Raw genomic sequence first — 20,320 nt, forward strand, 5'->3', positions numbered from 1 at the left:
ACGCCGCGGAAAAGCTACTTGAGGTACCCGGCGGACTTCAGCGCGGAGTTCGCCGCTGCGTCTGCCTTTCCGAGTGCTTCCATCGGGTCCCCGGCGCCGTTGACTGCCTCGACAATGAAGGACCGGGTGCTCTGCTGGATGGTGGGCATGAACGGCTTCAGCGGCAGCGTGTCCGCGCCCGCTTCAAGGGTATCCAGTGCTGCCTGCCAGTAGGGTGCTTTGGCCTGCAGCGTGGGGTCGTTGAGCTTGCTGGTCCGGGAAATGACGGCGAAGGGGGCGCCGTTGGTCATGGCTGAGTCTCCGACCGAGGTGGCCAGGACTCCGGCGAGTGTGTCGAATCCGACCTTGGAGTTCTTTGCGATGGCGAAACCGTCCTGGGTCCACTGGGCGGCCGGCTTCCCGCCTGCCTTTGCCGCCGGCGCAGGCGCGAAGGCGAAATCGTTGGAGAACTTGGACAGGGCCGGGTCGATCAGGGTGGCACCGCGGCCAGCATAAATGATACCCATAGCTGCCTGCCCGTTCTGCAGGGCGGCGACGGCCTTGGCGTTGTTCAGGGTCAGGGCGTCGCTGGACATGTAGGACTTGAGCTTGCGCAGGTCGTTGATCGCGGCTGCACCTTCAGGGGAGGCAAGTGTGGGCCGTCCCTCGTTGTTGACCCAGGAGCCACCTTGGCTGGTCAGTGCGTTGTTGAACGCAGTGGAGATATCGCTGTCCGCGTTGAAGGAAGCGACGAACGGTGTCTCAGACTTTTCCGCTGCCCTGATCTTGTCGGCCGCTGCAAACAGTTCGTCATAGGTCGTGGGGGCCTGGATACCCAGGCCGTCGAGGATATCTTTGCGGTACATCAGAATGTGGACATTCTGCTGGTTAGGCAGGGCGTAGAGGTGGCCGTCGTATTTCATCTTCTCCAGCAGTGCCGGATCAATATCGTTGACACCGGAGGCTTCACCATTCTTGGCCACCCACTCGTCCAGAGGCGCCAGCCATCCTTTAGAGGCGTACTCGACCAGGGTGGTGTTATAGACCTCCACAATGTCATAGGACGCGCCGTCGGCCGGCTGGGAAAGCGAAAGTGGCGCCTTTTCGAGTTGGGCCGAGAAATCCACCGGTGAGTGGTTTACCTTGAGATTCTTGACTCCGTTACAGGCGCTCGTCATGGCCCTGGTAAACGGGTCCATGCCAGGGGCACCGTAAGCCAACACATTGACGGTGGCAGAGGCCGCGGGTTCCGGAGCAAGACAGGTCCCCTGGGCGCCGGATGCACCGGGAATCTGACTGCCGGCGCCACAGGCAGCCAGGGACGCCACCGTAAGGGCGGCTACAGCCAGCAACAGGGGAGATCGACCGATTCTTTTGGGAAAGTTCAAAACGTCACCTTATTGATAGGTGCCCCTATGGGCATGAATACGTATGTAATAGACTGTGGCATAGCTAACATGCTTGTCAATAGGCTTGCCGTGAGATGTTTACATCGAAGCATCCGCCCGAACCCGGAAAGTGAGGCAACAATGGTTGCCACCAGTCGTGACGTCGCCCGCTTGGCGGGAGTATCCCAGCCGACGGTTTCGCGTGCCCTGCGCGGGGATCCCCGGGTCACCTTGGAGACGCGCCGCCGCATTGCGGACGCGGCGGCGGCCCTAAGCTACGTTCCCAGCCAGATGGGCCGCTCACTCTCAACGCAAGCCACACAGCGGGTGGCCATGGTCGCCGATCTGGCCAACCCCCTCTACCCCCTGATACTTCCGGCGATCCACGACGCCCTGGCCTCCCGCGGCTACCGGATGGTTCTGATGGCCGAACGCGAGGATGACGATGCTGCCTACTCGCCACTTCTGGACCGCTCCGTGGACGGGGTGCTGCTCACGACCACGCGGCGGGAGTCCACGATGCCGTTTGAACTCCAGCAGCGAGGCATCCCAATGGTCATGCTGAACCGCATTGGCGGCATCGTGGCAGCCGACAGCGTGGTAGCGGACAACCTGGCAGCGGGTCGGGTAGCAGCCCAGATGCTTGTGTCTGCAGGCCACACCGAGATCGGGCTGATAGCGGGACCGGCCGCAGCCTCCACCAGTACCGACCGCGAGACCGGAATCCGGGAGGCACTCGCTGACTCCGATATCCCCTTGCGTTCCTCGCGGATCGCACGCGGTTGGTTCGGACATGATTCCGGGGTTTCGGGGATGCGCAAGCTTATGGCACTCGAGCGCCCACCCCGCGCCGTCATCTGCATCAGCGACTCGGTCGCCATCGGCGCGCTGAACGCGGCCCGGGAACTTGGCCTCCGGGTACCCGAGGACATTGCCCTGGTCGGGATCGATGATATCCCCACCTCCGGCTGGCCGATCTGCAACCTCAGCACCGTCGCCATCCCCTTGGCCGACATGGCCCGGGATGCCGCGAATCTTCTGGTGGACAGGCTGACGGGGGCTCTGGCCGAGGACCCGGTTCGCCGCGTCCACCCGGTGACCGCCGTGCCCCGCGGCACTCACACCGTCTCCTAGTCGACGCACGTCCCAATCCGCGAGCGAAACCTTGACATGCATGCGATACATACGTATACATGACCCATGGACGTTAACGTGAAGCAGAAAACAGCAACCCAGGTCGTCGATGAAAATGAGCTGAGGCGCCGGACCATCCGCCGCAGTGACTATGTCAGCTGCAACCAGGCCTTCATCGACTGCCGCACCCCCGGGAGCGACACCAAGGAGAACTACTCGATCATTGGGCCGGGGGTGACCCAGAGCGCACAACAGGTCGTGAACCTTCGGGAACCGCACGGCTTCAATATCGGGGCCGCCGCCATGCCGGATGGCGTGGTGAACAACCTCCATCTCCACTTCACTGCCGAAGTGTTCCTGAACTGGAGCGGAACCTGGCAGATGCGCTGGGGCGCGGACGGCAGCGACGGCGAATTCATCTGCGAAGAGGGCGATATCGTCAGCGTTCCCACCTGGATCTTCCGTGGATTCACCAATGTGGGAGGTTCGCACGGTTGGCTGTTCACTGCCTTGGGCTTCGACAACACCGGAGGCATCATCTGGGGACCCTCGGTGCTGAAGGAGGCCGAAAAGCATGGCCTCTTCCTGACCCTGGACAACGACCTTATCGATACGGTGGCCGGCGACACGATCCCGGAAAACGTGGAGGTCGTCCCGCCCCTGCCCCAGGCCGAGATCGACAGGCTGCGCACCTGGACCGCCGAGCAGATGCAGCAACGTGTGGTCCGCCAGCGCGATCTGAAGTGGAGCAGCCAACCGTTCCTGTGTAATGAACTGCCCGGCGGCGGGGCTGAGCTGGCCACGGTCATCGGTTACGGAATGACAGAGGACCGGGACCAGGTACCGCCGATACACTACCCGCACAACTTCAACCTCGCGTGGCTGCGTGCGGTCAAGGACGAGGGCATGCTCCAGCACCGCCACGACCACAGCCAGGTGTTGATGGGCTACCGCGGCACATGGCTGGTGACCCTGAACGACGGCGACCATAAGGTGGCGACCGTCCTCCGTCCCTACGACACGATATCCGTGCCGGCGGGAGCCTGGCGGACCTTCACCGCAATGGATGACGAGGCCCAGATGCTGGTCGTGAACAGCGGCGACGGGCGCGTCCGTCTCGAATGGCCGTCCGAAACCATCCGGCACGCCGAAGACAAAGGCCACGCCGCCGACGCCGCCGGCTACGTCGCCGCGTGGAACGTCGTCCGATACTCCACAATCGACGACTGAGCGGGCAGATCATGGGGCCTCGCCCAGCGACACAACGGATCCGTACCTGGATCAGGGTGCCGGGCATGCTGTGTACCGCCGAAATCTTTACCGCTATGGATCCCTACCTCCGCCTCGGCGGCGCGACAGTGGACACACGGATCGAGGGCACCACCTTGGACGAAGGGGCGGACTATCTCCTCGAGCTTGCCCGGAGGCAGGAGGGGCCGGTGGGAATCATCGGACTCTCACTCGGTGCAATCGTCGCGATGGCCGCGGCAGTGAAAGACCCGTCAATCTTCCACGCCGCAGTGCTGATCTCGACCAACCCCCGGGGACCCAGGCCCGAACAGATGCAGGCCTGGGAAGAATTGGTCCGACGCAACACGGCTGGTGCCTTCCCCGAAATCGCCAGTGACCTCGCGCCTGGCCTGTTCGCGCCGGCACGCATCACCGCCGCCCTACTCAGGACTGGAACAGCCATGGCCGAACACCTCGGACCGCGAGTCTTCGCCGACCAGCTGGGCATCCAGCGAAGCCGCCGGGACCTTCGTCCCGACTTGCAGCGGGTCACTGCACGGACTCTGGTCCTCGCCGGATCCGAAGATCAGCTCTGCACCCCGGAGATGCACCACGACATTGCCACTGCCATGCCACACGCCGAACTCCACACCATGTCCGGCGCCGGCCATCTCATGCCACTTGAGGGTCCGGAAGCAACGGCCAACACCATCAACCACTGGAACCGAAGGAAAACTTCATGACAACCACCCCCCCGGGGCTGCGGGCCTACGGGTTCGACGGCCCCGTCGACTACATCGAACGCATCACCTACGACATCTGGAACCTGCCCCACCGCGATCTCGAACTCATCCGCAAGTACTACGCGCCCAGCACGGCAATCCACCTCGACGCCGGCGACCTGGTGGGCGACGAGATCGTCATCGCCAACACCCACGCGCGGCTGCGCACCTACCCGGACTTCCACGGCGTCATCGATGACACGATCTGGACCGGTTCCGAAGAGGAAGGTTACCGGACCTCCATGCGCTGGACCTGGACCGGGACCGACACCGGCGGCACCGTCTACGGCCCCGCCACCGGCCGGCCGGTGACATTCACGGCGATAGCCAACTGTATTGTGCACGGCGAAGTCATCGTCGAGGAATGGCTGGGCGCCAACCCGCTCGCTCAGGCACGCCAGCTGGGATACTCCCATGAGGACGCCGTGCAGGCTACTGAGTATCCCTCTGCAACCCGGGTGGCCCGTCCGTCCTTTGACTTCACCCGGACGGCGGAGGGAGACCTGGTCCGGAAGGCATTCACCAATGCTTTGGAAGGCCGGTTTGAATCCGGGCTCTATGCCGCCGATTGCGCCACCGCGTTCGCCCCGGACGTCCAGCGTGACGGAGCCGGCGCAGTGGTGGAGTGGGCTACCGGTCTGCGGGCCGTCCTCGGACTTCTGACCGTGACGGTGGATGACCAGTACTCGCTGCCCGCGTCGGACAAGCTGCCGGTGCGTGTTGCCACCCAGTGGCGGATCGCCGGTACTGGGCCCAAGGGCCCTGTCGAGTTCAGCCTCATCAGCCACCACCATCTCGTTGAAGGCCGCGTTACGGCGCAGTGGCTGGCCTACGACGAACTCGCCTTCGCCCACCAAGGCATCGCCTTGCCCCAGCCAGCCACCGCCGCCTGACCACCAACCTTCCCGGAGAACACTATGTCGCAGATACTTAAATCAGCCCTCCCGACCGGCCATACCGGCAGCAGCAAGCCGGAAGTCCGGGCCACCGTCGAGGCAATCATTGACGATATCCGTACCCGCGGGGACGTCGCCGTCCGCGAATACTCAGAGAAATTCGATGGTTGGAGCCCCGAATCTTTCCGGCTCACCCTCGAGCAGATCGAGGAGATCATTGCCACCCTGCCCCGGCAGGTGATCGATGACATCACGTTCGTCCAGGACCAGGTCCGCCGCTTCGCCCAGGCCCAGCGTGATTCCATGACGGACATTGAAATCGAGACGCTGCCCGGTGTCCGGCTGGGTCACCGGCACCTGCCCGTCGCTTCCGCCGGGGCCTACATCCCCGGCGGCCGCTACCCCCTGACCGCTTCCGCGCACATGACCATCATCACGGCCAAAGTCGCGGGCGTGCCCCGGGTGGCCGCCTGCACCCCGCCCATCCGCGGTAAGATCCCCGCAGCGACCATTGCGGCCGCACACATGGCGGGCGCGGATGAGATCTATCTGCTCGGCGGCGTTCAGGCCGTGACGGCCCTCGCTGTTGGTACCGAGGAAATTCCCAAAGTGAATCTCATTGCCGGCCCGGGCAATGCCTTTGTGGCCGAGGCCAAGCGCCAGTTGTTCGGCGAGGTCGGCATCGACCTTTTCGCCGGTCCGACCGAGATCCTGGTCATCGCTGATGAGTACGCGGACCCGTTCATTGTCGCCGTGGACCTGCTCAGCCAGGCGGAGCACGGGCCCGATTCCCCGGCTGTGCTCATCACCACCAGCGCCGCACTGGGCGCCCGGGTGCTGGAACATATTGAGCAGATCCTGCCAGGCATGCCCACCAACGACTACGCCGGGCCGGCCTGGCGGGACCACGGCCAGATCCATGTCGTCGATACCCTTGACCAGGCCTATGCCTTGGCGGATACTTTCGCCTCCGAGCATGTCGAGGTCCTGACCCAGGAGCCCCGCGAGGCCCTGGATAAGATGCATGAGTACGGCGCGCTGTTCCTCGGCGAGGGCACCTGCGTCTCCTACGGCGACAAAGTTATCGGCACCAACCATGTCCTTCCCACCAAGGGCTCAGCCCGCTACACCGGCGGCCTTTGGGTGGGCAAATACCTGAAGACCGTCACCCACCAGGAAGTTACCGACACCGCGTCCTCGGCGCTCCTGGGCGAGATCTGCGGCCGCGCCAGCAGGGTCGAATCCTTCGAAGGCCACGCCCGGTCCGGTGACGTCCGGGCCACTAAGTATGCCGGCGCCGACCTGCCTTGGGCCACCATGCCAGTGACCGTGGACCAGCCGTGACAGGGCCATTGACAGGCCGCACCGCCCTGGTCACCGGCGCCGGCAACGGGTTGGGCCAAGCCATGACCCAGCATCTGGTGGATGCTGGCGCCCGTGTGATCATGGTCGGCCGGAACCTGGATAAACTCGTCCAGGCCCGCCAAGAACTTGGACTGACCGGGGACCAGTGCAAGCTGGCAAGCTGCGACGTCTCGGATTCGGCCTCGGTCGATCAGCTGGCGCTGACCCTCAAGGACGAATCCGTTTCCATTCTGGTAAACAACGCCGGGATTCCCGGGCCGGTGTCCGATTTGGTCGACATCGATCCGGACGACTGGGACAACGTCTTCGCCACCAACGTGCGAGGCGTCTACCTGATTTGCCGGGCCTTTCTTCCTGCCATGATGAAATCCCGCAGCGGCGACATCATTAACATCGCATCAGTGAGCGGGAAACGGCCCCTGGTTGGGCGGACTCCCTACTGTGCATCGAAGATGGCTGTGATCGGACTGACCACGACTCTGGCTGCCGAGGCCGGCCCGTATGACATCCGCGTCAACAGCCTCTCGCCCGGCCCGGTCCGGGGACCACGGATGGAACGCAACTTCCGGCTCGAAGCTGAACGCTCAGGAACCTCCTACAATCAGGCCGAGGCAGATTTCGTCTCCCGGGCGGCCCTGGGCCGAATGGTCGAGGAAGAGGAAGTTGGCCAGGCTCTGGTCGGAATTCTGCAGATGCGGGGACTGACCGCAGCAGACATCGACCTGTCTGCCGGGATGGTGGCCCGATGAGCTCCCCGCTGTCTCCGGAGCCGCTCAAATCACGACTCGCCTCCGGCGACCGACTGCGAGGCCTGCTCGTACGGGTGCCGGCACCGATGCTGATAGATATGGCCGGGACCAACGGCTACGACTTCATCTTCCTCGACACCGAACACGGGATCGCCGATCAGAAGGACATCGCAGATCACATCACCGCCGCCCGGGCCGCGGGGTTGCCCACGCTGATCCGCATCGGTGAAGGGGAGGCCGCCCTCGCGCTGCGGGTTCTCGACGCCGGCGCCGAAGGCATCATTGTGCCGCACGTCCGCACAGCCGAAGAAGCTTCAGCCGCGGTCCGTATGTCCCATTACCCGCCTCTCGGGGACCGCGGCTTCGCCACCTACACGGCTGCGGGCCAATGGGGCAAAACCTCCCCGGCAGACCACGCCGCTCAGACCGCAGCCCGGACCCTCGTGATTGCAATGATTGAGGACGCCGAAGGCGTTTCCAACGCCGGCGCCATCGCACAGACCCCCGGTGTAGACGTCATCTTCGTCGGGCCTTCGGACCTGGCCGCGGCTTTGGAATATGACGCATCCCGGGCGGACGACGCCCGGCTGCAGGTCTGGGCTGCTGCGTCAGGGCGCCCGGTCATGGCAATCGTCTCCACCGCTTCCCAGGCCCGCAAGGCCTGGGAACAAGGAGCCGCGATGGTGGTCCTGAACGCGCAATCAGCCATCGACGACTGCCTGGCTGACTGGGCGGCCACGTCCTGAAGACATCAAAAGGAGAGGCTCCGGTTGGCACAACCGGAGCCCCTCCTTTTGTCATGTAGTGACGGCGTCAGTCCGTCACCGACCTCCGGGTCGCCGCATCGGCAAAGTCGCCAAGATAGTCGACGGTGAAGTGCATCAGCTTCTCCACAGAACCCACCGTGAAATACTCGTCAGCGGCATGGGCCCGATCGCCATGGCCGAGTCCTGCCACACTGAACGGGATCTGCTTGCCCAAAGCGGTGAAGAGCGAGGCCGGGCAGCAGTTGTTCGCGATCGGCCACACCGCCGTCTCCACCCCGTATCGGGCGGCCGTGACGATCCCCGCATCCAGCAGGACATCATGGTCATCGGGCATCGACGGCGCACCGGCATAACCGCGCGGAATGTCAATGTCCACGTGGCCGAAGCCTCGCCGGTCCAGATGCCCGCGCAGGGCCTGGACAAACTCCTCTGGAGTCAACCCGGGCGGAAACCGGAAATCAACTCTAGCGCTGGCTTCCCCGGGGAGCGAGGTATAGAACGTCGGACCCTGGTAGCCCCCGGTAATACCCTGGATGTTCATATTGACACCGGTCATGTAATTTTCCACATGGTCCGCAATGTCTTTACCGGCCAGCGCCCGTTCAACGTGCAGGTTGCCCAGCATATTTGCCGACCATGCTGGATTCTCACGGAAACCGGCCGATACCTTGGCGATATCGTCGGCGAACTGCAGCGAGGCCGCCTCCGCGACAGCTCCTATCCCATCGATGGTGACCCGTTGCTCATCGTCGTACATCGTGCCCAGGGCCCGCACCAGCTGCATCATGGGCGCGTCGATCCACGCCGAATTCCCAGCCCAGATATGCCGCCCATCGGCAGGACCGCCCCATGCACCGCCACGGCAAGTAATCTGTGCAAACACACACCCCTTAAACCCACGGCGGACCGTCATGACGCCCGAGGAATTCTGCTGCATGCAGGGCAGCCAGATGCCGTCGGCACTCAGCAGCAGCTCCCGGTGTTCCTCCACAAATCCCGGCAAGCTCGGGCTGCCGATCTCCTCTTCTCCTTCGATCACGAAGATCAGGTTGACCGGCAACTCCACACCGGCCTGCTGCATGGCCTCGACCGCGAGAATCGCGGCGATCACAGGTCCCTTGTGATTATTGGCACCCCTGCCGGCCACCACCGGGCCAAGGTGGGGCAACAGTCCTAGATCGCGGGCATCAATAACCTCAGCTGCCAGCGGGTCCACCGTCCACTCGTGCGCCATTGTCGGCGTCACATCGTATAGTCCATACACAATCAAGGTGGGAGCCGACGGCATAGATGACCGGGCCGTCCCCAAAACGACCGGATAGCCTGCCGTGGGAACGATCGCGGCGTCAGGGCACACACGGCCCAGCAGTGCGGAAAAATACTCCGCAGCAGCTCCGATCCCCTCACCGGTGTCGCTGAATGAAGGCATACGCAACGCGCGGCGAACCTCCTCCAACGCCGCATCGCCTCCGGCGTCGATGATCTGATGGGCCGGAGTGAACTCCGCACGTGGACCTTTGATTTTTGCATTCATCCAGCAATTATCAGCTATGCATACGTATACCTCAATCCCTTGCCATGTGCGGTCCCGACACAGCTGAGTTAAATAGTTCCGCGTACGGCGTCCGGCCGGAGACGGAAGAAGTCAGAACGACCTGCTCCGGAAACGCCGGGTAGCGGAAGTGCGAGCCACCTGGATCACCGGTATTGCTCCGGGGAGCCATGCACCCAACACGGCCAGCGCACTAATTCAGGTCTTTATCCGCCGTTTCCCGCCTGTGGTGGTTCCCCAAGTCAGCCCTCCAGGACCTGCCTGATCCCGAACTCGCCCACGGCGAACATCCGCGGGTTGTCGTCGGAGTTGCTCAGCATGGCGGTGGACTGGATGAGAGCCCAGCCTCTGGCCCTCATCCAGGTGTCCCCTCGCACCGCAGGGCCAAAGGCGTCGATGAAGCGCTGGCGGGCGCCGGCGTCGAACATCAGCCACGCCACCGCAAGATCGACAGCCGGGTCCCCGGCCCCGACGTCGCCGAAATCGATAACACCCGACAGCGTGCCGTCGTCCGCCAGCAGAATGTTGCCCGGGTGAAGGTCCCCGTGGAGCATCATCGCCGGGCCATCCCAGGCATTAGCGGCGCAGGCCTGCGCCCATATGGCACCGAGTACTGCCGCCTGAGGGTAGCGCTCGCGGTCCCCGAGCCGTTCCACCACCGCCGAGTCACGATCTGTAGCGGTACACCGCGGAAAGGATTCACCGGGACGCCGGTCTCGGCGGGCACGTGGAGCGACAGGAGGAATGCGACCAGGCCTTCAGCGGCCGGTCCGCGCTCAGCGGGGTCGACGTCAGCCGCGGCGGCGCCTGGGATCCACCGCACGATGCTCCACGGCCACGGAAAGTCCGACGTCGGCCGGCCAGCATGGACGGGTACAGGAACCGCCACCGCGGAGCAGCGGGCTATGCCGGGAAGGTAGCGCTGCTCATGCAGTATCAGCGGCACGGCCTCCGCCCTGCGCGGCAGCCGGACGGCCAAGTGATGGCCGAGCCGGAAAGTCGCGTTGTCCCAGCCATTCGCAACCCGTGCTAGAGGAAGATCGCGGAGGTCGGGACGCTGCTGCCGGACAAGGCACTGGACGACCGTCTCGCTCACGTCCACCATGGATGGTGGCATTTCCGCCATTCGGAGATCCGCCTTCCCTGTCCCGCAACGCACTCCGGCCCTTCCTTGTCCGAATATAGTTCAGGTCGCCGAGAGCGTGCACACGCTGGACCATTCTGCGTTTTCCGCACGGCCGATCACGTGCCGAACGGCCGTCTATTTGACCCAGTCCGCGTCGCCGAAGGGGCCGCCGCGGAAGTGGGCGCGGAGGTACTCCCCCACCACTGCAGCCCCCAGATCATCGGTCTCGGGAGCCACCACCCGGCCGCCAACCCGGCGCGCCATCCGCTGGATGAACCGTTCCAGGCCCGGATCGGCGCCGAGCCGGAAGAACGTGACCTGGGTGCCGGCACGCCCCAGGCGGTCGAGCTCGGCCACGGTAATCCGGATGGTCTCCGGGTCCGGCGGGTAGTCGAACCAGGTCTCACCGTCGGCCAGCAGGTGCGCGGTTGGTTCGCCGTCGGTCACCACTAGGAGGACCGGCTGCATGGACGGGTGCTTGCGGAAGAACCGGCCCGCCAGCAGTAGGCCGTGGTGCAGATTGGTTCCCTTGTTCTGGAAGGGCGGCAAGGCGGTGAGCTCGCCGATGTCCGTGGTCTGCGCGTAGCGGCCGAACGTGATCAGCTGCAGCCGGTCGCCGCGGAAGCGCGTTGAAATGAGGTGGTGCAGGGCGAGTGCGGTGCGTTTCATGGGCATCCAGCGTCCTTGGGCGGCCATCGAGAAGGACACGTCCACGAGCAGGACCACGGCAGCCTGGGTACGCGCCTCAGTTTCCGCCACCTCGATGTCGTCCGCGGCGAGGCGCAGTCCGCTGCCCGGGTCTCCGCCGTCGGCAATCGTCCGACGGATCGCGTTGGTGATGGTCCGCGTGACGTCCCACGGCTCGGCGTCACCGAACTCCCACGGGCGGCTGGAGCCCGTTTGCTCCCCGGCCGCCCCGGCAACGCGCGTGTCCCTGCGCCCCTGCCGGCTGGAAAGCTGCTTGGCGGTGTCACGCAGCAGCGCCCGCCCGAGCCGCCGCATGGACTGCGGTGACAACCGGAGATCCCCGTCCGCCCCGCGTTGGAGGTACCCGCCGTCGTGCATTGCGCGCTCAATCTCCGCAAGGGTGCGTGCCGTGACGGCGGCATCCTGCCCGAGCTGGCGGGCCAGGGCGTCGAGGTCCAAGTCGTCCAGGCTGGACCCGTTGTAGGACTGGGAGAGCTGCTCGGACAGCTCGTCCAGCTCAGCGAGGTCCTGCAGCATACCCGTGCCGTCGCCCAGGCCGAGCCCCTCCTCGCCCTCGAAGCGTTCGGAGCCGGTCCAGTCCTCGCCGGGGCGCAGGGCGCGCAGGTTGTCGTCGAGTTGGCCGAGCTGGGCCATGAGTTGCGGCGAGCCGAACGCCTGGGCGGAGAGGTTCATCAGCTCCTCCCGCTGCTCCTTGGACATGGATTGCAGCATCCGCTGGGCTGCGGCCGCGCGCTGGGCGAGGGCGTCGATCAGTTCGTCGACGGACTGTGGATTCTCGGGAAAGTAGTGGCCGTGTTTTGCCATGAAGTTCTGGAAGTCCGCGTCGGTGTCCTCGCCGCGCCGGTGTTTGTCGAGGAGCCCGTTGAGGTCCTGCAGCATTTCGTTGACGGCCGCACGGTCCTCGTCGGTGGCGTTCTCGAGTGCCTGCTTCATGCCGGCGAACCGCTGGTCAAGGACTTCGCGGCCCAGCAGGTCCTTGATCCGTTCGAACGCCTCGCTGGCTGTCGATGACTGCCAGTCGTAGGAGGCCAGTTCGTTGACCGCTGCCGCCGTGGACCGGGGCAGGTTCTGCAGCTGCATCTCCCGGAAGGACCGGTCGGTGTTGTCCATCATCGCGTCGCGGGCCAGCTGTTTGCGCTCCTCCAGCACCGCGGTGTCCAGCAGCTTCCGGACTTCGTTCAGGGTGCCGTCCAGCTTGTGCCGGCCCAGGAGGTCCTTGCGGCGCTGCTGGACGCGGCCGGCGAGGTCGTCCAGGCCTTCGCGGCTGCGGCCGCCGCGGCGCAGGTACTCCTGCAGAGCGTGCCGGGGTGAGTAGCCGGCCATGACGTCCTCGGCCACGGCGTCAAGCGCTTCCGCCAGGTCCACCGGCGGCGCGAGCGGATCCGGTCCGCCCCTGTACCGGCTGTACCTGGACCGGTTGTGAACGCTCATGGCCCTCCTGTCCTCAAGCTTTCGAACTACGCGAGGTAGCTTCTAGCCGTAAACCGTCGCCTCGTCGTCGGACTCCTTGGCGATCCGCCGTGCGAGGTAGAGGCCTTCCAAGGCCAGTTCGACGGCGGCGGCTCGCTGCCCGTCGTTCGTCGCCCCCAGGCGCTCACTGATGTCGTCGTAGAGGCGGGAGCCGTTGAGCGACGGGAGGTTGTCCAGGAACTCCCGCGCGGTGACCAGTTCCCCGGTGGTCACCGTGGTGTGGCCGTCGAGCGCGGCCACAAGCTGCCCCATGTCGATGCCATGAAAGTGCGCTTGCACGGCTTCCGCGGTGGCCATGCGCAGGAGATGGTCCAAAATCTCCTGTTCACGCCCTTCCTCACCGGACTCGAACTCAATCTTGCCGCCAAGGACCTCCACCGCCGCGTCCAGGTCGATGATCCGGGCCACGGCCTCGTCCTCGCCGCGCACACTGGCACGGCGAAGGGCTGCGGCGGCCACGGTTTCGGCGCCCGCGATGGCGAAGCGTGCGGACACCCCGGAGGTCTGGTTGATCGCCGGGGACTGCCGCAGCGCCCGGGTGTAGCGGGCCAGGATCTCGAGGATGACGGGCGGGACGCCGGCCACCAGCTGCCCCTCCTGCTTGATGACGGCCACCTCGTCGTCAAGCTCCAGGGGGTAGTGGGTGCGGATCTCGGCGCCGAAGCGGTCCCGCAGCGGCGTGATGATCCGGCCGCGGTTCGTGTAATCCTCGGGGTTGGCGGACGCGACCACGAGGACGTCCAGCGGCAGCCGCAGCACGTAGCCGCGGATCTGGATGTCGCGTTCCTCCATCACGTTCAGCATCGAAACCTGGATGCGCTCGGCGAGGTCGGGCAGCTCGTTGATGGCTATGATTCCGCGGTTTGAACGCGGGACCAGGCCGTAGTGGATGGTTTCCGGGTCGCCAAGCCTGCGGCCTTCGGCCACGCGCATCGGGTCGATGTCCCCTATCAGGTCGGCGACGGAGGTGTCCGGCGTCGCGAGCTTTTCGACGTACCGTTCGGAGCGGTGGCGCCAGGCCACCCGCAGCCGGTCCCCTTCGGTGAGGACGCGGGCACGGGATTGCTCGGTGATGGGTTCGTACGGGTGTTCGTTGAGTTCCGATTCCTCGATCACCGGCGACCACTCGTCCAGCAGCCCGGCCAGGGTGCGCAGCAGCCGGGTCTTGCCCTGCCCCCGTTCGCCGAGCAGGACGATGTCGTGGCCGGCGAGCAGGGCCCGCTCGAGCTGGGGCAGGACGGTCCGGCTGAAACCGAACATCCCGGGCCAGGGATCGGTGCCGGCGGCGAGCGCGGCGAGCAGGTTGTCGCGGATTTCGCGGCGCAGGTCCTTGTGCACGTGGCCGGAGGCACGCAGTTCACCAACAGTGAAGATATCGGGGCGATCACTCACTCCTCTACGGTAGACCTCCACCGGGCGGGGATCGAGGGATTTGTCCAGATTCCCTGCTCACAGGGCGCCGTGAGTCTTACGCTTGATCCTGATGACTGCAGCCATGCCGCCGGAATCGCCGGCACCTCCTTCGGGTCCGTCTGGCACCCTGCTTCTTTTGGTGCGCCACGGGGAGATCGCGGTCATGCGGCCCCTGAAAGTGCACTTGGTACGGCTTAGGCAATAGTCTGGCCAGATGGGGACCAATGCCGTGAACACCGGCGAACAGATGGACAGGCAGTCGCGTATTCTCGAGGCGGCGCTGGATCTGCTGTCCCGCCACGGGATCTCGGGTGTGAGCATGCGGGCCGTGGCCCGCGAAGCCGGCGTCGCGCTCGGCCTGGTGAACTACTACTACGACGACAAGACGAGCCTGATACGGGCAGCCCTGCGCCGGGTCGACGAGCACGACCTTCTGCTGGTGGCGCCCGACCCGTTGTCAGCCCCGGAGGAACAACTGCGCCAGGCCTTGCGGCGGGTGGCAGCCGCTGACCTGTTGACCACCCGCTATCTGTCCCTGCGCCTGCACCTTTGGGCCCTCGCCCAAGCGGACGAGGGCTATGCACAGATCAACGCCGAAGCCTTCGACCGCTATCTCGACGGACTCGCTGCACTGGTTTCCAACGCCCAACCCGGCCTCTCCTGGGAGGCCTGCCGGGAGCGGGCGGCTGACATTGTCGTCATCCAAAACGGCATGTGGCTGACGACGCTTCTCGGCGTTGATGAGGCTTCCATCCAGAGAAGTATCGCCCGCACGGAACAAATCGCCTTCGCGCCGCTTCAGGAGTAAGCCCGCCAAGTAGCATTGAACGACTGTTCAAAAAAGCATTGAACACTCGTTCAATGTCCGCTACTGTCCTTTCTATGACTTACGCCACACCCCTTCGGGACGTCCCCCACACCAAAAAAACTGAAACAGCATCCACCCTGTTCATCAACGGCGCTTGGGAGGCAGCCGCCTCGGGCGCTGTCCGCGAAATCCGAAACCCCGCCGACGGCGAACTGGTGGCCACGGTGTCGGAGGCCGGCCGGGAGGATGCGGAACGCGCCATTGCCGCAGCCCGTGCAGCCTTCGACTCCGGAACCTGGTCGAACGTCCCGGCCCCCGAGCGCGGCACCTTCCTCCTGAAAGTCGCCGCCGGACTGCGCGAACGCCGGGAAAAGTTCGCCCGCGCCGAGTCGCTGGACACCGGCAAGCGCATGGTCGAAAGCCGCATCGACATGGACGACATTGCCGCCTGCTTCGAGTACTTCGGCAGGCTCGCCGGGCAACAGGCGGGCCGCATGGTCGACGCCGGGAACCCCGCCGTCGTCAGCAAAATCGTCTACGAACCCGTAGGCGTCTGCGGCCTGATCACGCCGTGGAACTACCCCCTGCTCCAGGCGGCGTGGAAGATCGCGCCCGCACTGGCCGCCGGCTGCACGTTCGTCCTCAAGCCCTCCGAGCTGACCCCGTCCACAGCCATCCTGGCCATGCAACTGCTGCAGGACCTCGGCCTGCCGGACGGCGTCGCCAACCTCGTGACCGGCCCCGGCGCGGAAGCGGGCGCACCGCTCTCGGAACACCCCGCCGTCGACCTCGTGTCCTTCACGGGCGGGCTGGAAACCGGCAAGCGCATCGCGGCGGCCGCCGCCGGCACCGTCAAGAAGGTGGCCCTGGAGCTTGGCGGCAAGAACCCCAACGTGGTGTTCGCGGACGCGGACTTCGACGCCGCCGTCGACAATGCCCTGAACGGCGCGTTCGTCCACTCCGGGCAGGTCTGCTCCGCCGGGGCGCGGCTGGTGGTGGAGGAATCGATCGCCGAACGCTTCGTGGACGAGCTGGTCCGGCGTGCCCGGGACGTCCGGCTCGGCGGGCCATTCGATGAGGCTGCGGAAACCGGGCCGCTGATTTCGGCGGCCCACCGCGACAAAGTCCACGCCTACGTCCAGCGCGGCATCCAGGAGGGTGCTCGGCTGCGGACCGGCGGCGCGGCGCCGCAAGGAGAAAAGTACGACGGCGGATTCTATTACCAGCCCACCATCCTGGACCGTGTCGAAAGAGGCATGTCCGTGGTCATCGACGAGGCGTTCGGCCCGGTGGTGACGGTGGAAACGTTCCGCACCGAGGACGAAGCGGTAGCTACCGCCAACGACACCATCTATGGCCTGGCCGGCGCAGTCTGGACCCAGGATGCCGGCAAGGCGCAGCGCGTCGCATCCCGGCTGCGGCACGGCACGGTCTGGATCAACGACTACCACCCCTACCTCCCCCAGGCCGAGTGGGGCGGCTTCGGCCAGTCCGGCGTCGGCCGCGAGCTGGGCCCCACAGGGCTGGCCGAATACCAGGAAGCCAAGCACATCTACCAGAACACCAGCCCGCAGGTGACCGGCTGGTTCGCCGACCGCGGCAAGGAGAACTAGATGCACTACGACACCATCGGCGACGCCACCGAGCGCGGGTTCGACTACATCGTCATCGGCGGCGGATCCGCAGGGGCCGCCGTCGCCGCCCGGCTGAGCGAGGATCCGGACGTCACCGTGGCCCTCGTGGAGGCCGGCCCGGATGACCGCAACCTGCCCGAAATCCTGCAGCTGGACCGCTGGATGGAACTGCTCGAATCCGGCTACGACTGGGACTACCCGGTGGAACCGCAGGAAAACGGCAACTCCTTCATGCGCCACGCCCGTGCCAAGGTGATGGGCGGCTGCTCGAGCCACAACTCCTGCATCGCCTTCTGGGCACCCCGCGAGGACTTGGACGAGTGGGAGTCCAAGCACGGCGCCACCGGCTGGAACGCCGATGCCGCCTGGCGCCTCTACAAGCGGCTGGAAACCAACGAGGACGCCGGCCCGGACGCACCCCACCACGGGGACTCAGGACCCGTGCACCTGATGAACGTGCCCCCGGCGGACCCTGCCGGCGTCGCGTTTTTGGACGCCTGCGAACAGACGGGCATTCCCCGTGCGAAGTTCAACACCGGCACCACCGTGACCAACGGGGCCAACTTCTTCCAGATCAACCGTCGCGCGGACGGCACCCGGGCCTCCAGCTCGGTCTCCTACATCCATCCCATCATCGACCGCGAAAACTTCACCCTGCTGACAGGCCTCCGCGCCCGCCAGCTGGTGTTCGACGCGGACAAGCGCTGCACCGGCGTGGACGTGGTGGACTCCGCCTTCGGCCGGACCCACCGGCTCTCCGCCCACCGCGAGGTCATCCTGTCCACCGGCGCCATCGACTCCCCCAAGCTGCTGATGCTCTCCGGCATCGGCCCGGCAGCCCACCTGGCTCAGCACGGCATCGAGGTGCTGGTGGACTCCCCCGGCGTGGGCGAAAACCTGCAGGACCACCCCGAAGGCGTGGTCCAGTTCGAGGCCAGGCAGCCCATGGTGCAGACCTCCACCCAGTGGTGGGAGATCGGCATCTTCACCCGCACCGAGGAGGGCCTGGACCGCCCGGACCTGATGATGCACTACGGTTCCGTCCCGTTCGACATGAACACCCTGCGGTACGGCTACCCCACCACGGAGAACGGCTTTTCCCTCACCCCGAACGTCACGCACGCCCGCTCCCGCGGCACCGTCCGGCTGCGCAGCCGCGATTTCCGCGACAAGCCCATGGTGGATCCGCGCTATTTCACGGATCCCGACGGCCACGACATGCGGGTCATGGTGGCCGGCATCCGCAAGGCGCGCGAAATCGCCGCCCAGCCCGCCATGGCCGAATGGACCGGCCGCGAGCTATCGCCCGGCGTCGAGGCGCAGACGGACGAGGAGCTGCGGGACTACATCCGCAAGACCCACAACACCGTGTACCACCCGGTGGGTACGGTCCGGATGGGGCCTGCTGACGACGGGATGTCACCGTTGGATCCCGAGCTGCGGGTCAAGGGCGTCACCGGCCTGCGCGTGGCGGATGCCTCCGTGATGCCTGAACACGTCACCGTCAATCCCAACATCACCGTCATGATGATCGGCGAGCGCTGCGCCGACCTCATCCGCGCCGGCCACACCGATGGCGCTGCAAGGGAAGGGGTGGAGCTCAGCCCGTCCTTCGCCTGAGAGGCGACTTCCGGAGGCTTTTTGATCCCGCGTCCAATGGCGGCCGCGGGCTGCATCGTCGTACTTTTCTGACATAGGAGTTCACATTTTGGAACCCAGCAAGAGTATTGATTCAAGCGGCATGGACGAATTTGGCTATACCCAGACCCTGGACCGGAGCATCGGCAAGTTTGCCAGCTTCGCCGCAGGCGTCAGCTACATCTCCATCCTCACCGGCGTCTTCCAACTGTTCTACTTTGGTTTTTCCATGGCCGGCCCGGCGTACGCCTGGTCCTGGCCCATCGTCTTCGTCGGCCAGCTGATGGTGGCCCTGTGTTTTGCCGAACTGGCGGGCCGGTACCCCGTTGCCGGGTCGGTGTATAACTGGGCCAAGCGGCTCTCGTCCGGGACCTCGTCCTGGCTGGCCGGCTGGCTGCTGATGCTGTCCTCCATCATGGCGCTGGGGTCAGTGGCGCTGGCCCTGCAGCTCACCCTGCCGCAGCTCTGGTCCGGCTTCCAGTTCGTCGGTGACGGCACCGGCCCCTACGACTTCGCCATGAACGGCGTGGTGCTGGCCACCATCATGATCACCATCTCCACGCTCATCAACGCGTTCGGCGTGAAGCTGATGACCAGGATCAACAGCATCGGCGTCTTCGTGGAGCTGACCGCGGCCGTGCTGCTGATCCTGGCGCTGGGCTGGCACGTGGTGCGGGGCCCCGAGGTCTTCTTCGACACAGCCGGCTTCGGCGAGGGCCACGACCTCGGCTTCTTCGGCGTCTTCCTGATCGGCGCCATGGCGTCCGGCTACGTCATGTACGGCTTCGACACCGCCAGCTCCCTCGGCGAGGAAACGAAGGACCCCAAGCGCACGGCACCCAAGGCCATCCTGCGCGCCGTCACGGCCTCGTTCGTGCTGGGCGGGCTGATCCTGTTCTTCGGCATCTTGGCCGCACCGGACCTGAACGACCCCCTGGTGGGATCTGCCGACGGCGGCCTCCAGTACATCGTGCTCTCCGTCCTCGGCGGGCCTTTCGGCAAGGCCTTCCTGGCATGCATCGTGGTGGCCGTTGTGGTCTGCACCCTGGCTGTCCACGCTGCCGCCATCCGCATGATGTTCGCCATGGCCCGGGACAACAACCTGCCGTTCAGCCGGCAGCTCAGCAAGGTGGATCCGGTCCGCAGGACCCCCAAAGTCGCGGCGATCGTGATCGGCGTCATCGCCGTCATCCCGCTGCTGGTCAACGTCACGCAGCCTGCCATCTTTACCATTCTGTCCAGTATCAGCATCGTCCTGATCTACCTGTCCTACCTTCTGGTCACGGTTCCCCTGCTGCGGAAGCGGCTCCTGAAGCAGTGGCCGCTGCGGGATGAGCAGTCCGAATCCGGGTTCACAACAGGCAAATGGGGACTGCCGGTGAACATCGTGGCGGTCCTCTGGGGCGGGGCCATGACGGTGAATCTGGTGTGGCCCCGCCCGGAGATCTACAACTCGGTGCCGCCCTTCGAGTGGTACCTGCAGTGGGGCGGTGTGATGTTCGTGGCCGCCGTAATCATTGGCGGGACCCTCCTCTACCGCCTGAAGATCCGCCACCAGACCGGGGTGCTGGCCGAGCACGCCGCGGCAGTCGCAGCGCATCCGTCGTCGGCGGGCGCCGCGCCGCACGAAGCCCCGGAGGACGCCCTACAAGTCAAGGTGGCAGCGTCGGAAGCGCAGTAA

General features: G+C 65.5%; 17 protein-coding genes. 11 read left to right on the plus strand and 6 right to left on the minus strand.

Annotated elements, in window-relative coordinates:
- Positions 1–14 precede the first annotated feature (14 nt).
- The gene (locus tag FYJ92_RS16685) at positions 15–1,178 is read right to left on the minus strand and encodes an ABC transporter substrate-binding protein (protein ID WP_185261692.1); all 1,164 of its coding nucleotides are present in this window, start codon (positions 1,176–1,178) and stop codon (positions 15–17) included.
- Positions 1,179–1,508: 330 nt separating this feature from the next.
- Here FYJ92_RS16685 and FYJ92_RS16690 point away from each other — a divergent pair, with 330 nt between their 5' ends.
- The 7 genes from FYJ92_RS16690 (at position 1,509) to FYJ92_RS16720 (ending at position 8,269) form a co-directional block, all read left to right on the plus strand.
- On the plus strand, positions 1,509–2,501 hold the full coding sequence (locus tag FYJ92_RS16690) for a LacI family DNA-binding transcriptional regulator (protein WP_185261693.1): 993 nt from the start codon (positions 1,509–1,511) through the stop codon (positions 2,499–2,501).
- A gap of 66 nt (positions 2,502–2,567) precedes the next feature.
- Positions 2,568–3,731 (plus strand): hypothetical protein, encoded by a 1,164-nt coding sequence (locus FYJ92_RS16695; protein WP_185261694.1) that lies wholly within the window; start codon positions 2,568–2,570, stop codon positions 3,729–3,731.
- A gap of 65 nt (positions 3,732–3,796) precedes the next feature.
- Entirely contained in the window at positions 3,797–4,474 is a 678-nt protein-coding gene (locus tag FYJ92_RS16700) for an alpha/beta fold hydrolase (protein ID WP_185261695.1), read from the plus strand.
- On the plus strand, positions 4,471–5,406 hold the full coding sequence (locus FYJ92_RS16705; RefSeq protein WP_185261696.1) for an ester cyclase: 936 nt from the start codon (positions 4,471–4,473) through the stop codon (positions 5,404–5,406). The genes FYJ92_RS16700 and FYJ92_RS16705 overlap by 4 nt, the downstream gene beginning before the upstream one ends.
- 24 nt (positions 5,407–5,430) lie before the next feature.
- Positions 5,431–6,753 (plus strand): histidinol dehydrogenase, encoded by a 1,323-nt coding sequence (gene hisD, locus FYJ92_RS16710; protein ID WP_185261697.1) that lies wholly within the window; start codon positions 5,431–5,433, stop codon positions 6,751–6,753.
- The gene (locus FYJ92_RS16715) at positions 6,750–7,523 is read left to right on the plus strand and encodes an SDR family NAD(P)-dependent oxidoreductase (RefSeq protein ID WP_185261698.1); all 774 of its coding nucleotides are present in this window, start codon (positions 6,750–6,752) and stop codon (positions 7,521–7,523) included. Before hisD ends, FYJ92_RS16715 begins: the two co-directional genes overlap by 4 nt.
- Positions 7,520–8,269: an HpcH/HpaI aldolase/citrate lyase family protein gene (locus tag FYJ92_RS16720; RefSeq protein ID WP_185261699.1), complete on the plus strand. Its 750-nt coding sequence runs from the start codon at positions 7,520–7,522 to the stop codon at positions 8,267–8,269. The genes FYJ92_RS16715 and FYJ92_RS16720 overlap by 4 nt, the downstream gene beginning before the upstream one ends.
- A gap of 67 nt (positions 8,270–8,336) precedes the next feature.
- Here FYJ92_RS16720 and FYJ92_RS16725 read toward each other — a convergent pair whose 3' ends face one another.
- The 5 genes from FYJ92_RS16725 to FYJ92_RS16740 form a co-directional block, all read right to left on the minus strand.
- Entirely contained in the window at positions 8,337–9,824 is a 1,488-nt protein-coding gene (locus FYJ92_RS16725; protein ID WP_185261700.1) for a M20/M25/M40 family metallo-hydrolase, read from the minus strand.
- Between the two features lie 260 nt (positions 9,825–10,084).
- Positions 10,085–10,501, minus strand: a complete 417-nt coding sequence (locus tag FYJ92_RS19190) for a phosphotransferase (protein ID WP_255482175.1) — start codon at positions 10,499–10,501, stop codon at positions 10,085–10,087.
- A complete protein-coding gene (locus tag FYJ92_RS19195) occupies positions 10,396–10,968 on the minus strand; it encodes a phosphotransferase (RefSeq protein WP_370526034.1) in 573 nt (190 codons plus the stop codon). Before FYJ92_RS19195 ends, FYJ92_RS19190 begins: the two co-directional genes overlap by 106 nt.
- Positions 10,969–11,103: 135 nt before the next feature.
- On the minus strand, positions 11,104–13,107 hold the full coding sequence (locus FYJ92_RS16735; protein WP_185261701.1) for a VWA domain-containing protein: 2,004 nt from the start codon (positions 13,105–13,107) through the stop codon (positions 11,104–11,106).
- Positions 13,108–13,149: 42 nt separating this feature from the next.
- Entirely contained in the window at positions 13,150–14,538 is a 1,389-nt protein-coding gene (locus FYJ92_RS16740) for a sigma 54-interacting transcriptional regulator (RefSeq protein WP_185261702.1), read from the minus strand.
- Positions 14,539–14,773: 235 nt separating this feature from the next.
- Here FYJ92_RS16740 and FYJ92_RS16745 point away from each other — a divergent pair, with 235 nt between their 5' ends.
- From FYJ92_RS16745 to FYJ92_RS16760, 4 genes are all read left to right on the plus strand, one after another.
- Positions 14,774–15,367 carry a TetR/AcrR family transcriptional regulator gene (locus tag FYJ92_RS16745; RefSeq protein WP_185261703.1) on the plus strand — a complete coding sequence of 198 codons (594 nt, stop codon included), beginning with the start codon at positions 14,774–14,776 and terminating at the stop codon, positions 15,365–15,367.
- Positions 15,368–15,441: 74 nt separating this feature from the next.
- Positions 15,442–16,980, plus strand: coding sequence for an aldehyde dehydrogenase family protein (locus FYJ92_RS16750; protein WP_185261704.1), 1,539 nt, complete (start codon positions 15,442–15,444; stop codon positions 16,978–16,980).
- A complete protein-coding gene (locus FYJ92_RS16755) occupies positions 16,981–18,621 on the plus strand; it encodes a GMC family oxidoreductase (protein ID WP_185261705.1) in 1,641 nt (546 codons plus the stop codon).
- Positions 18,622–18,742: 121 nt separating this feature from the next.
- Positions 18,743–20,320, plus strand: a complete 1,578-nt coding sequence (locus FYJ92_RS16760) for an APC family permease (RefSeq protein WP_255482176.1) — start codon at positions 18,743–18,745, stop codon at positions 20,318–20,320.

It is taken from the genome of Pseudarthrobacter sp. NBSH8 (assembly GCF_014217545.1).
In the GTDB taxonomy this organism is placed as follows: Bacteria; Actinomycetota; Actinomycetes; order Actinomycetales; family Micrococcaceae; genus Arthrobacter.